This window comes from Cryobacterium sp. Hh11 (genome assembly GCF_004404045.1).
GTDB lineage: Bacteria > Actinomycetota > Actinomycetes > Actinomycetales > Microbacteriaceae > Cryobacterium > Cryobacterium levicorallinum.
The window spans coordinates 81,717-93,532 of record NZ_SOHF01000019.1 but is presented as its reverse complement, the minus strand read 5'-3'; the positions used below and the strand labels follow the sequence as shown (position 1 = coordinate 93,532).

16 protein-coding genes are annotated in these 11,816 nt (G+C 65.1%); 10 read left to right on the top strand and 6 right to left on the bottom strand.

What is annotated here, in order from left to right; all coding sequences use genetic code 11:
* The first annotated feature begins 142 nt into the window (after positions 1–142).
* From E3T46_RS08775 to E3T46_RS08760, 4 genes are read left to right on the top strand one after another with little or no spacing between them, the layout of a single operon-like run.
* Positions 143–637: a hypothetical protein gene (locus E3T46_RS08775; protein ID WP_134578260.1), complete on the top strand. Its 495-nt coding sequence runs from the start codon at positions 143–145 to the stop codon at positions 635–637.
* Positions 637–1,641 (top strand): DUF6545 domain-containing protein, encoded by a 1,005-nt coding sequence (locus E3T46_RS08770; RefSeq protein ID WP_134578259.1) that lies wholly within the window; start codon positions 637–639, stop codon positions 1,639–1,641. Before E3T46_RS08775 ends, E3T46_RS08770 begins: the two co-directional genes overlap by 1 nt.
* Entirely contained in the window at positions 1,638–2,093 is a 456-nt protein-coding gene (locus tag E3T46_RS08765) for a hypothetical protein (protein ID WP_134578258.1), read from the top strand. The genes E3T46_RS08770 and E3T46_RS08765 overlap by 4 nt, the downstream gene beginning before the upstream one ends.
* Before the next feature lie 31 nt (positions 2,094–2,124).
* Positions 2,125–2,418, top strand: a complete 294-nt coding sequence (locus tag E3T46_RS08760) for an antibiotic biosynthesis monooxygenase (RefSeq protein WP_134578257.1) — start codon at positions 2,125–2,127, stop codon at positions 2,416–2,418.
* A gap of 48 nt (positions 2,419–2,466) precedes the next feature.
* Here the strand turns inward: E3T46_RS08760 and E3T46_RS08755 are convergent, their stop codons facing one another.
* Positions 2,467–2,793: an antibiotic biosynthesis monooxygenase gene (locus E3T46_RS08755; protein WP_092452218.1), complete on the bottom strand. Its 327-nt coding sequence runs from the start codon at positions 2,791–2,793 to the stop codon at positions 2,467–2,469.
* A gap of 116 nt (positions 2,794–2,909) precedes the next feature.
* On the opposite strand from E3T46_RS08755, the gene E3T46_RS08750 reads away from it, so the two are divergent.
* A complete protein-coding gene (locus E3T46_RS08750) occupies positions 2,910–3,572 on the top strand; it encodes a histidine phosphatase family protein (RefSeq protein ID WP_134444561.1) in 663 nt (220 codons plus the stop codon).
* A gap of 58 nt (positions 3,573–3,630) precedes the next feature.
* Here the strand turns inward: E3T46_RS08750 and E3T46_RS08745 are convergent, their stop codons facing one another.
* Positions 3,631–3,999 carry an MmcQ/YjbR family DNA-binding protein gene (locus tag E3T46_RS08745; RefSeq protein WP_104131124.1) on the bottom strand — a complete coding sequence of 123 codons (369 nt, stop codon included), beginning with the start codon at positions 3,997–3,999 and terminating at the stop codon, positions 3,631–3,633.
* A 9-nt stretch (positions 4,000–4,008) separates the two neighbouring features.
* The gene (locus E3T46_RS08740; protein WP_134578256.1) at positions 4,009–5,007 is read right to left on the bottom strand and encodes an LLM class flavin-dependent oxidoreductase; all 999 of its coding nucleotides are present in this window, start codon (positions 5,005–5,007) and stop codon (positions 4,009–4,011) included.
* Between the two features lie 299 nt (positions 5,008–5,306).
* Here E3T46_RS08740 and E3T46_RS08735 point away from each other — a divergent pair, with 299 nt between their 5' ends.
* On the top strand, positions 5,307–5,501 hold the full coding sequence (locus E3T46_RS08735) for a hypothetical protein (protein WP_134470921.1): 195 nt from the start codon (positions 5,307–5,309) through the stop codon (positions 5,499–5,501).
* Positions 5,502–6,048: 547 nt separating this feature from the next.
* On the top strand, positions 6,049–7,821 hold the full coding sequence (locus E3T46_RS08730) for an HNH endonuclease signature motif containing protein (RefSeq protein WP_134578255.1): 1,773 nt from the start codon (positions 6,049–6,051) through the stop codon (positions 7,819–7,821).
* A 54-nt stretch (positions 7,822–7,875) separates the two neighbouring features.
* On the opposite strand, the gene E3T46_RS08725 is transcribed toward E3T46_RS08730, so the two are convergent.
* On the bottom strand, positions 7,876–8,076 hold the full coding sequence (locus tag E3T46_RS08725; RefSeq protein ID WP_134578254.1) for a hypothetical protein: 201 nt from the start codon (positions 8,074–8,076) through the stop codon (positions 7,876–7,878).
* A 164-nt stretch (positions 8,077–8,240) separates the two neighbouring features.
* Here E3T46_RS08725 and E3T46_RS08720 point away from each other — a divergent pair, with 164 nt between their 5' ends.
* Positions 8,241–9,101: a 3-methyladenine DNA glycosylase gene (locus tag E3T46_RS08720; RefSeq protein WP_134578253.1), complete on the top strand. Its 861-nt coding sequence runs from the start codon at positions 8,241–8,243 to the stop codon at positions 9,099–9,101.
* A 30-nt stretch (positions 9,102–9,131) separates the two neighbouring features.
* Here the strand turns inward: E3T46_RS08720 and E3T46_RS08715 are convergent, their stop codons facing one another.
* Both E3T46_RS08715 and E3T46_RS18435 read right to left on the bottom strand, forming a co-directional pair.
* Positions 9,132–9,851: a hypothetical protein gene (locus E3T46_RS08715; RefSeq protein WP_134578252.1), complete on the bottom strand. Its 720-nt coding sequence runs from the start codon at positions 9,849–9,851 to the stop codon at positions 9,132–9,134.
* A complete protein-coding gene (locus E3T46_RS18435; RefSeq protein ID WP_241980550.1) occupies positions 9,848–10,105 on the bottom strand; it encodes a hypothetical protein in 258 nt (85 codons plus the stop codon). The genes E3T46_RS08715 and E3T46_RS18435 overlap by 4 nt, the downstream gene beginning before the upstream one ends.
* Positions 10,106–10,618: 513 nt before the next feature.
* On the opposite strand from E3T46_RS18435, the gene E3T46_RS08705 reads away from it, so the two are divergent.
* Both E3T46_RS08705 and E3T46_RS08700 read left to right on the top strand, forming a co-directional pair.
* Positions 10,619–10,972, top strand: coding sequence for an FCD domain-containing protein (locus E3T46_RS08705; protein WP_277870962.1), 354 nt, complete (start codon positions 10,619–10,621; stop codon positions 10,970–10,972).
* A gap of 254 nt (positions 10,973–11,226) precedes the next feature.
* A complete protein-coding gene (locus E3T46_RS08700) occupies positions 11,227–11,772 on the top strand; it encodes a hypothetical protein (RefSeq protein ID WP_134578250.1) in 546 nt (181 codons plus the stop codon).
* The last annotated feature ends 44 nt before the right edge of the window (positions 11,773–11,816 follow it).

Below are 11,816 nucleotides of genomic sequence, written 5' to 3'. Positions count from 1 at the left end.
ATTATCGAGCGATGCCCTGGCCGATCCTCCCCCGAGGACCCACGTTAGACATGTCTATCGTAACCCGATATGGGCACCGGTGCATACTTGCGGTGACCGATCCCGCTGCGGGGTAGGCTGATGGGCTAGTAGGGGGCATCGTATGAGCTACGAAGCACGGCAGAAACGGGCACACACGATGGTGTCCGACCTCGGTCTGCCCCGCCCACTGACGGCTGAATTGCTGCACCGGCACATGGAATCGGTGCGTGGAAAAAAGATCGTGGTGCAGAGCGCGACCCCCCGCATGCTGGAGTCGGGGCTCTGCGGGCTGTGGATCGCCGTGGCCGGGGAGAGTTTTGAGCGCATCCACCATGCACCGACCACCTCCCCGGTGCACCGCCAGCAATTCCTCAACCACGAGTCCGGTCATATGATTCTCGATCACGAGAAAGAACTCATTCCTGCGGAACGAATTGCGCTGCTGGCACCCCTGATTCCGATCGACGCGATCGCCTACGCCCTGTCGCGGAGCCAGTTCACCGATGAGCAGGAGGCCCTGGCCGAAGCCATCGGAGATCGACTGGCCCTCATTATGCTGCAGGACGCACCCGAAGCTGCCCAGGGCACCCCAACCGGATTCGGACGAGTTCTCTAGTGCAAACAATTCTCTTCACACTGTCGGCCGTCTTTTGGATCGCCGCCGCGGTCTGCGTCCCATCGGCCATTCGCGGACGACGTCGGCCGCTACTGCTGTTTCTGGCGGTCTTTGCACTGACGATGACGCTGATGCCGCAGCCGGTGTACCGGCCGGTTGACGCGCTTCTCGGCGGCGGCAACGTGACTTATTTCATCTTCCACGCCCTCACCATCGTGGCCATCGCACTGCTCGATGTCATCGTGCAGGAGGCTATGTCTCCGCGTGGACTGACGCGGGCTCGTCAGCGAGCGACTGTGCTGATCACCACGGCGATCGTGCTCGTTCAGGCCGTTCTGTTTTTTGGACGCGACTGGCGGGTCACCGACGACATTGCAGCATCCTTCATACCGCGCTGGGATTTCACTGCCTACGCGGCCACGACCTGGATCGCGATGGGCATCTTTGCGGTGTCGTTCGGTATCGCGTGCATTCGGGACTTGCGACGGCAGCGACGTCTGGTGACCCGGATCTCACTGAGTCTCGTGCTCCTTGCGTGCCTGGGAGTACTCGCGTACGCCCTCATCAGCCTGACCAGCGCCATCCTGGCCGTGCTGTACGCAGACTACCTTCTGGTCGGTTGGGGCCGAATCGCGTACACTCTGAGCCTGCTCCTCTCGCCGATAAGCCTCGTCATCGGCCTGGGACTGACCGCCACCGTCGACGGGTTGACCTCGAGCGGGAGAAACTTCCACGATCGTGTGCTTTTATGGCGCATCACACCGTTGTGGCAACGCCTCCTGGCCGACACTCCCGAGCTCAGCATCGAACGAGAGCTGTCACCGCTTCAGCTACTCATCGTGCGTGTGCCAGGTGCGCACCTGTACCGGCGGCACGTCGAGATTCGGGACAGCTTGCTACTTCACCCCGAGCAGGCCGTCAGTCCGGCCGAACAGGGCCTGATCGACCTGGCCGAGGTGCGCACGCAGGCCCGAACCACCGCTCTGGCCGGGGTGACCAGATGACCGTCGCGCGGGGCGCCGACGAGGTGAGCCCCCAGGTGGAATTGGCGCGCAAACTCAACTTGCTGCTTGACGTCGTCGTCGCTGAAGGAAACACTCCGTACACCTATCGCCAAATCGAAGCGGGGCTCAAGGAACGCGGCCTGACCCTCTCCCGAGCCCGCTGGGCATACATGATCACCGGCGAAGGACCGCTCGTCACCGATCCGGCATTGCTCACCGGAATCGCCGAGTTCTTCCGCATCCCTCCGGAGTACATGCTCGGCGGGGGTGGCGACCTGCCCGAACGGGTCGACGCTCAACTCGCCTTCGTGAAGAGCCTGCGCGTTGCGCGCGTGGTGAGCTTCGCTGCCCGGATGCTCGGCGATGTCTCCCCCGAAACCCTCCGGTCGATCACCGAGCTGCTCGAAAGCGACACTCCCGATCCACCTCCGGATTCAATAGATCACGCATAGTGGTCCCATCCTCAACCGCAAGGAGCTTTTCGTGCCCATCACTGCTTTTCTCGACATCCATGTGAAAACCGAGTCTCTCGCTGACGCTCCTGACATCCTGCACGAAACTCTCATCGTTACCAGAGCCTTCAATGGATGTCTTGGCGTGGATGTCCTCGTCGATACCGAAGACCCCACCCACTTCGTACTCGTGGAGAAGTGGGCGTCACTGGAACACGACGCCGCCTACCGCACCTTTCGAGCCGGGCCAGGAAAATCACCCCTCGGAGCAGTCCTGGCCGGCCCGCCCCTGCTAACCAAGTTCGAAATCGCCACGGACATCTAAGGCACTATCCGAGGTGCGCGACCGCTTCTGCCGTGCCGCCAGACATCGTCAGCGCCCGGTTCCACCGGCGATGGCGTAGGACCACAGCTCGCTGCTCACACCGACCGGGCGCGCGGCCGGCTCGCCGTCTTTCGGCGTCTCGCTGCGGTGTCCGTGCGCGAAGGACGGCGAGGTGAGCCAGGCCTGAAAGGATTCCTCGTCGGCCCAGCGGGTCACGACAAGCCAGGTCAGGCGGTCGTCGGTCGGCTTGAGCAGTTCGAAGCCCTCAAAACCGGGGCGGTCGTCGACGGCACCGGCGCGGGCGGCGAAGCGCTGGGCGAGCTCGTCGCCGCCATCGCTCGGCACGGTGATGGCGTTGATTTTGATGATCGTCATGGGGCTGCTTCCTGTTTGACCGGTCGTGGGTGTGTGTCCCATGCTGCCACTGTCTGCTGCGTGCCCGCGCCGCGAACCGCTCGCCATTCAGGCTCGATGCTTATGCTGGATGGACCATGCGACTTCTTTTGATCCGTCACGGCCAGACTCCCGGCAACGTTCTCGGGCGGCTCGACACCGCGCATCCCGGTCCGGGACTGACCGATCTCGGTCTGCGCCAGGCCGCTGCGATTCCCGATGCCCTGCGCTCCGACCCGATCGACGCCATCTTCGTATCAACGCTCCTGCGCACCCAGCTAACGGCGCATCCGCTCGCCGCCGACCGCGGTCTAGAGCTGCAGGTCGCCGGGGGTTTGCACGAGATCGAAGCCGGGTCGCTCGAGGGTCTGCGTGATCGGGCATCCGTTCGTGCCTATCTGGAGACCGCGGTGGCCTGGGGTTCCGGCGATCTTGAAAAGCGGATGCCGGGTGCTCACGACGGCCACGATTTCCTGCGTCGGTTCGACGTAGACATTGCTGCGGCGGCAGGGCGCTCGGAAGTGGCGGCGGTGTTCAGCCACGGCGCGGCGATTCGGGTGTGGACGGCCGCGCGTGCCCAGAACGTGCCGCCCACTTTCGCCAGTGAGAACGAGCTCGATAACACCGGTGTGGTCGAGCTCACCGGCTCGCCAGAGGACGGTTGGACCCTGCTGTCTTGGGCCGGCCTCCCGGTCGGCGGCATGGCGCTGGCCGACCTCGGCGCGGCCGACCCACTGGGCGAACCGCTCGCCGAGGTGTGATTTGGCGGCATCCGTTCGCCGACCCGTGAGTCTCAACCTGATTTCAACGGCCTGTAACTCACGTCTCGTCGACGTTGGGACGTTGCTGCGCCCGGGGAACTCTCGGCCGCACGAGAGCGTGGCTGTCCCGCAGCAGCTCTTCGACGAGCTCGCGGGGCACATGGCCATCGAGCACAATCGTGATCCAGTGCTTCTTATTGAGGTGATACCCCGGCGTGATCCACGCGGGAAACTCCTCACGCAGCGCGCGGCTTTCCTCCGGATCACACTTTAGTGAGACCGTCAGCGGGTCGCCGGCCAGGGCAGCAAGGGCAAAAATCTTGCCGTTGCCGCTGGTTTTGAACACGCTCGTCTCCTCGCCGAAGGGAAAGGTCTCAACAGCCTGAGGCAGGCTCAGACACAGGTCGACGAGCGCGTCCGGGGTCATCAGGCCAATCTAGGCCGCGACAAGATTCATCGCATCGGCGGTCAGCTCGACCGACCGCAGGCGTTCCTCGATCCGCGGCGACTGGTGGGCCAGAATGAGCTCATCGGCCCCGGTTCCCTCGGCGAATTCCTCGAGGTAGGCGCGCACCTCGTCCGCCGTTCCGACGGCCGAGTAGCGCATCATGTTGGCGATGTTCCGGCCCTCCGGGGTGGTCAGGAAGACGTCGATCTGGTCGTCGCTGTACTCGGGCGTGGCCGGTCCGCGGGAGAGCATGCCGCGCACCCGGATGCGACGGGTCGTGTCAAACTGCGCCACAGCATCCGCTTTCTCATCGGCCGCGATCACGTTGGCGGCAACGATGAGGTGCGGGGCGGCGAGCTGCTCCGAGGGCCTGAAGTCGCGGCGGTAGAGCGCGATGGCTTCGTGCAGCGCGTCCGGCGCGAAGTGCGAGGCGAAGGCGTAGGGCAGGCCAAGTGCGGCGGCGAGACCGGCGCCGAACAGCGAGGAGCCGAGAATGTACAGCGGAACGTTGGTGCCGGCCCCGGGAACCGCCTGCACACCGGGCACGATCGACTGGCCGCGCAGGTAAGCCTGCAGTTCCATGACGTCCTGGGGAAACTGGTCGGAGGCACGCGGATCGCGTCGCATCGCCCGAGCGGTGGTCTGGTCGCTGCCGGGCGCCCGGCCCAACCCCAGGTCAATGCGATCGGGGTAGAGCTCGGCGAGGGTGCCGTACTGCTCGGCGATCACGAGCGGCGAGTGGTTGGGCAGCATGACGCCGCCGGACCCGAGACGAATTGTGCTGGTCTGGCCGGCGACGTGGCCGATCAGAATGCTCGTGGCCGACGATCCGATGGTCGGCATATTGTGGTGCTCTGCATACCAAACGCGCTCATACCCATGTTTCTCGGCGGTCTGGGCGAGAGCGACACTCGCCGCGAAGCCTTCACGGGCAGTCTGCCCGGGGGCAATCGGAGCGAGGTCAAGAATGGACAGCGGAATAGTCATACTGGGGGCAACGCTGGCGCGCGCAAATCGTTACCCGCTACCCGAAATGGGCAAGAGGCATTTCCATCAGGTAACGAACTGAAACATTTTCGCCTTCTTGCAGACAATCCGTACCCGGGCGACCTAGCCTCGTACGCATAGACCAGCTCCGCCAGCATCGCCGGAGAGTGACATCGGGTTTCGATCCCGATCGCGTGCCAACAATTCGCGCACGATCAATTCGAGGCAAACGCCTGCTCCGGTAGGTGCATTCGCCCGGCAGCTCCGACGAGATGCCCCGCTGAAGTGGAACCACAACCATGACCGACGACCAACTCCTGCTTGAAATCGACTACACCGGCTACGACAGCTCCTGCCGCGACCCGCACATCACCCCGGCCGCGGACCTCGTGGAGTGCCGCCGCCTGCGCGGCCACGGCGGCGAGCCGCACGGCACCCGGGCCGGCGTCCGCGCCATCCGCTGGAGTGTGGAGCCCACTCCCCTGGCCGCGTAACGGCGGCGCTGGAGGGCTCCGCCTGGGCCTGCGCGTCCGGGGCGCTCCTGCGCCTGCGCGGCCACTATGCCGGCGGTTGCGGTTGCGGTGCGGCTGCGCCTGCGCGTCCACTTTGCCGGCGGTTGCGGATGCGTTGCGGTTCCCATTGCGGCTGCGTTGCGCCGGTGCCCCTACAGTCCTCTGCGCCGGCCGTAGGGTTGCGCCGGCGCGCACTGTTCCTGGTCCTGGTCTGTCAACCAGCGGGGACCGCGTTCGCAACATCGGCACGGCATGGCTGCACACGCTGCTTGTGGATCGGGACGCCATTCCAATCGGCCGAATCTGCCCTGCAGAAAATGGTGACAGAGTTTCGATAGTTATTTTTATTTGTCGCTCGCGTCACCGCAACGCCTCCGATGGCACGAACCTTTCAATCGAACGTGATTCAGGGCCTTCCGGCGCGGGGAAGCTCCGCCAACTCGCTGTGGCACCGAAGTTCGTGTAGAAATTTACCTGAGTTTCTCTCGCTTTTGTGTTCGATTTGAGGTAGAATCATGGGAAGGAGGCAATGGCGCCCATGTTCATGGACAACCCGAGCGAGGTCAGTTCGAACCCCACTATTGTGGCGGTGGAGCAGGCGCGGGATGCGTTGTTGGCGGCGTTGGGTGGGCTGTCCTTCGGGCTGCTCGGTGATGAAGAATCCTTGAGCATGTTGCTCGCGCTGGAAAGTGTGGGTCGGGTTGTTGATGGGGCCCGGGTGCTGTCGACGACGGATGTGCTCCGTCGTTCCGAGTACCTTGATAAGTCCGTGGCGAAGAAGGCCACCGCGAAAACGGCTCAGCAGACCGAGATTGAAGCGGTTGGCGCGGTGTCTCTGGCGCGCCGGCTGGGCTGCCGTAGCGGCCTCCTGTTGGTTTCGACCCTGGCCCGGATCTCGCGCAGTGAGGTGCGGCAGCGTGCGTCGCTGGGTAAGGCTGCGGGTGAGCGGATGCTGCTGGGTCTGCCCCTGACGCCCACCTATCCCGTTGTCGGGGAAGCTCTGCAGGGCGGGGAGCTCGGCGTCGAGCAGGCCCGCGTGATCGTGTCCGTCCTCGACGGCCTACGCCCCTCGGTTCTGGTCGATGACCTCGACCGGGTCGAACGCTCTCTCGTGGCGAGTGGGTCCGGTGCGATCACGCCAGAGACCGAGGGGCTTCCCGGTGCGGGGATTGCGTTCGCGCCGGAGTTGCTGCGCCAGCAGGGCATTGCGTGGCAGGCGCGCCTCGCGCCCGACGGGTCCGCGCCTGGTGAGGCTGCGGCGGAGCGGCACAGCTGGCTCTCCTTTGGTGGGCTGGCGAACGGGGGCTACAGCCTCTCCGGCTGGATGACCACCCTCGACCGCGCCATCATCAGCACCGTTTTCGACGCCTACCTCTCCTCCGCCGCCGCCAACCCCGTTCCCGGCGCTGCCCCGCGTCCCACGGTCGCGTTCCACGCGAGCGAACCGTCCGCTGAAGACGGCACGGACAGCACCAGCGTCGATGGCAGCGACATCAGCGACGGCAGCGACGGCCTCGCAGCTGCCGCCGACGCTGACGGCGGCGACCAGGCCGAGAACCACGCACCGGCAGAGCACTGCGAAGCCGACAAGCAGACCGACCAGCAGACCGACAGCCAGCACGGCCAGCACGCAGGCCGCGACGAGCGGACTGGAGCAAGCAGCGGCCAGGTGCTCAGTCCTTGCCCGCAGGAACCCGGCGACATCCGCTCGATCGGTGAGAAGCAGGCCGGGATCCTCCGCGCGGTGTTCGAAGCGGCCGCTCGACAGCCGGGAACCCCGACGATGGGCGGCGCGGCACCAACGGTGCTGGTGCACATCCACATCGACGACCTCCTCGCCGGGCGCGGCGCCGGCTGGATCGACGGCATCGACGGCCCCCTCAGTGTCAAACAAGTCGACGAACTCGTCTGCGCCGGCGGCTATCAGCCCGCGTTGTTCGGCCACCAGGGTCAGGTATTGCACCTCGGCACCACCAACCGATTCTTCACCAACAGCCAACGCCGAGCATTAGCGGCCCGTGATGGTGGCTGTGTCATCCCCGGCTGCACCGTGCCACCGCACCTCACGCAGGCTCACCACGTTATTCCCTGGAGTAAGGGCGGCCTCACGGACATCGACAACGCCGTTCTCATCTGCAACGCCGGCCATGCCAGCATCGAAACATCCGGCTGGGACATCGACATGCGACACGGACGCCCCTGGGTGCGCGGCCCCCTCATCTTCGACCCCACCCAAACCTGGCGCCCCGCCGGCCAAAACCGCGCCGCCACCCCCGCCGAGAAACCACACTGGGAGAAGTAAGCGCCACCGCGCTGGGCGCAACGCCCCGGTCGCGGTGTCCGCTTTCTGCAAAGGTCAGTGGCGGAGCGAGAGGCCGTGCCCGATGCGACGAAACAGCAAGGCCGCGATGATCGCACCGCCCAAGACGACCCCTGCACCCCACCAGTAAGCCACGGAATAGCCGTCAACAGCAGCCTGGGCGGCAAACGCGGCCGTTGCGGGCAGGTGATCGGCGACGTAGTGGGTGGCCGCCGTGGCGGCGAGGGTATTGAGCAACGCCGTTCCGAGGGAACCGCCGATCTGCTAGCTGGTGTTGACCATCGCCGAGGCGACCACGGCGATGACGACGTTGATGTAGAGGTTCCAGCGCCAGGCATCCTGCTGACTGCCATCGGCCTGGGCAGCCAGCATCTTCAGGGTTGACGGCGTAGTGTCGACGGGTGCGACGTACTGACCAGACCCAGGAGCTCGGGACCGACGAGTGGCGGGGCCTCGAGCAGGTTCACGAGGAACGCGCCGACGCCTTCACTCGCGGCCGCCGAGAGCGCGCGGCAACCGGCCAGACGCATCCGGTCGACGATTTTCTGTTCACCTACTATCCATTTCGCCCGGGCCTGCTGCGCCGCTGGCATCCCGGCGCCGGCGTGCTGCTCCAGGGCGCGGCCGATCTGCCCCGCGCAACGTGGAAGTGGTACCGCAGCACGGGCAGCGCCAGCCAAGTGGATGCCGCCGCCTTCTCCGCGAAAAATGAGCGCGTCATCCGCTTCATCGGAACACTCCTCTCCGCGACCCGGCAGCGGCCAGCCCACTTCGGCTGTTTCGGAATGCACGAGTGGGCGATGGTCTACCGTCAGGGTGAGCACCGGCATGTCGCGCCGCTGCGCCTCGGCCAGAGCGACACCGACGCCGTCGTCGACGGCAACCGCGTGGCCTGCAGCCACTTCGATGCGTTTCGGTTCTTCACCCCGGCCGCCCTGCCGCTCAATCAGCTGCAACCGTCGCGGGAGAATCAGCCGACGTTGGAGCAGCCGGGCTGCCTGCACGCCGGCATGGACATCTACAAGTGGGTGATCAAGCTCGGCCCCCTGGTTCCCGGCGAGGTCCTGCTGGACGCCTTCGAGCTTGCGCGCGACATCCGCCAGCTCGACATGGAGGCCTCCCCCTACGACCTCGCCGACTGGGGCTATACGCCGGTCGAGGTCGAGACCGCCGCGGGCAAGGCCGAGTACGTGCGTCGGCAGCGCGGCTTCACCGAGCGCAGCAACCTGCTGCGCGACCGCGTGGTCGACCTACTCGGCTGACGCAGCAGCTGCTCCTCGGATGAGATCGGACTATCGCGCCTGATCGGGCATCGGCGGACGACACCGCAGCAGCGTCAGCTCACCGGTTATGGTGAGCTCACCGATATTGTGTGGCGTGAGAATCGTGAGCCCCTGCTCGAGAACAACGTGGGACCCGTTCGCCGCGGTGAGATGACCGCTCCGGGAGAGGATCACGAGAATGCTGAAGTCTGCCTCCAGCACGGTCTCCCCCGCTACCGACCTGTGTTCCGCACGAAAGTAGGATCCGGCCTGCGGCACCAGGGTGTGCCCGCCGGTGCCAGCGTGCACGAGGAGCGTTTCGAGCTCCGCCACTGACCACCCGTGACGGTCGGTCGCCTCCAAAGCTTTCTCGACACCAATCCCGAGGTGGCCGTGCCGCGGCCCATCGATCGCAAAGCCTTTCCATTCGAGCAGCACGGACATGTCTTCGGGCTCCTGCACCTCAACGATAAAGACACCGGCACCGAACTGTGCATGGTGGTCACGGCCCAACCAACCGACCGGGTCACCGAGAACAGCGTCGCGGAGTCGTTCCCCGGTCGGAAGCTCGGTCAGCCCAATGTCCTTCTCACCGAAAATCATTGTGGTCGATGCAACCCAATCTTCGGGAACATGATCAATGCTTCCCTCCTCGTGCCGGAAGGCGCGAATTTTGGGCCCACCGGCGTAGAACCGGTTCGCTGGCTGGTTGCTCGGCAGGAGCACCGGTCGCTCAGGTGCCGCCGTCATCGCGCGGTCGGGTTGGGGGTCACGATGGATTTCAGAACACCCGGTTGTGTCGTCGAACGGAGGGCAGCGTCAACCTGGTCGAGGTCGAAATGGCCGGTGACGAGGGAATCCAGATCAACGAGGCCTCGACTCACCAATTCGATGGCCGTCGGCCAGGTGTTGGCGTACCGAAAGATGCCCGTGCCGATGAGTTTACGGTGCTGGATGACGTAAATCGGCAGGGCAATCTCCCCCGCGCCCATTCCCACGAGCACGACGACTCCCCCGCGCGAACGGCTCGCAGGCCCGATTGCACGGCGCTCGCTGCACCCGAGGCATCCACAAACACGTCCACCGCGAGTCCCAGCGTCGCGATGTCTTCAACGAGCGGGTCGATTGCCCGGGTCGCACCAAAGATCAGCGCTTGCGCTCGGCGTGCGGGGCTCACATCCGAGATGATGATCTCGCTGGCCCCATAGGCACGAGCGACCTGCGCGGTGATGATGCCGATCGGACCAGCACCGGTGATGAGAACACGGGTACCGATGGTCATGCCGCCCTTTTGGGCGGTGGCGATCGCTACCGACAGGGGCTCAAGAATGGACACCCGTTCACCCACCCGTTCCGGGTTGATGGCTCGCCCAACGGCAACGATTCGACCGCCCGATTCGTGTCCGAGGACGAGGGGCTCATCAACGATCCAGTCACCAAGACGACCATCGTGCCAGAAATGAACGTCGGATCCGCAGACGCCGACCGCGCCACCGAACGGATGCCCCCCCGCTGCGATCGCGCGTCTGCACGGCCATCTGGAGAAAATGCGACTGTCCGCAGCCGACCTCTCGGCGTTTGTCGAAGCTGATCTCCAGTTTCATCTGGAACTGGCGCAGAGCACCGACAACACGGTACTTCTGGATCTGCTGCAGAGCATCCGCTCGCTCCTGCGTGTCTGGTCGGACCGGTCTGTTCAAGACGACGAGCACGCAAGATTGGCCATTGTGGAACACACCGCCGTCTATGAGGCTATCGCCGCGGGTGATTCCGAAGCGGCCGCCACCGCAATGGTGACGCATATGCGTACCGCAGGTGCTCGCCTGGCTGGACCGACCGAACCTCCTGCCACTGGGCCACTTGGGAGTTGAGCCACCGCAGGTGCTGCCGCTTCCGGCACTGCCTCTCTTTCAGAGTGCGGCTGCCAGCGTCTTCTCAGGTTTTGCCGCGACGACGAGTGGATGCCGCTCGTCGCGGCGATCTGCGCTCGCAACATGAGCGTGCCGTACGGTTCACGACCCCCGTTATGGGGGAGTCGACCAAACCCGGATCGCCGGGGCTCCGGACCATCTGTGCGGCCCGAAAACAACTCGAGGCTGGAACAGAACAACGATTAGGAGCTCTCATGAATACGATCACGAAGCACACGAACGTTCGCAAGATCACGGCGCTGGGAATCACCGGCGCTGCGGCATCCGCTCTCATCATCGGTGGTTTCGTCGCTCCCGCGCAGGCCTTCACCGGCGACAGCACGAGCACCACGACGAGCACGAGCACCGACAACTCCTCCGAACAGAACCGCCTGGACATCATCGGTGACCTGTTCAACTTCTCCGGCAACGAGGCGACCGGCAACGGTGTGCTCGGCAACGACACCTCCGTCGGCAACGGTGGCACCTTGAACGGTGGCGTCGTCAACGGCCCCCTCATTGACGACTCGCTCACGAACGACATCGGCGATGTCGCCTCGGGCAACGAGGTCGGCAATGACGCATCCGTCGGGAACGGCACCGACGTGGTCGCACCGATCGAGGCTCCGGTCGACGCCGGTAACGGCACCGACATTGATGGCGTTGATGGCGGCGACATCGACAGTGGTGACATCGGCGGCTCGGTCGACTCGATCGTCAACGACGTTCTCGGCGATCTCGGACTCGGCCTCGGTCGCTAGCCAAACCGCTTAGCAGCCAGGGCGTCTCCCCTTCGGGAGGCGCC

Bases quoted from the DNA above. Each gene is read 5' to 3' on its own strand.
- E3T46_RS08765 (WP_134578258.1), top strand. From the start codon at position 1,638: ATGACCGTCGCGCGGGGCGCCGACGAGGTGAGCCCCCAGGTGGAATTG.
- E3T46_RS08700 (WP_134578250.1), top strand. From the start codon at position 11,227: ATGAATACGATCACGAAGCACACGAACGTTCGCAAGATCACGGCGCTG.
- E3T46_RS08735 (WP_134470921.1), top strand. From the start codon at position 5,307: ATGACCGACGACCAACTCCTGCTTGAAATCGACTACACCGGCTACGAC.
- E3T46_RS08745 (WP_104131124.1), bottom strand. From the start codon at position 3,999: ATGACCCCGGACGCGCTCGTCGACCTGTGTCTGAGCCTGCCTCAGGCT.
- E3T46_RS08730 (WP_134578255.1), top strand. From the start codon at position 6,049: ATGGCGCCCATGTTCATGGACAACCCGAGCGAGGTCAGTTCGAACCCC.
- E3T46_RS08740 (WP_134578256.1), bottom strand. From the start codon at position 5,007: ATGACTATTCCGCTGTCCATTCTTGACCTCGCTCCGATTGCCCCCGGG.
- E3T46_RS08750 (WP_134444561.1), top strand. From the start codon at position 2,910: ATGCGACTTCTTTTGATCCGTCACGGCCAGACTCCCGGCAACGTTCTC.
- E3T46_RS08755 (WP_092452218.1), bottom strand. From the start codon at position 2,793: ATGACGATCATCAAAATCAACGCCATCACCGTGCCGAGCGATGGCGGC.
- E3T46_RS08715 (WP_134578252.1), bottom strand. From the start codon at position 9,851: ATGACGGCGGCACCTGAGCGACCGGTGCTCCTGCCGAGCAACCAGCCA.
- E3T46_RS08775 (WP_134578260.1), top strand. From the start codon at position 143: ATGAGCTACGAAGCACGGCAGAAACGGGCACACACGATGGTGTCCGAC.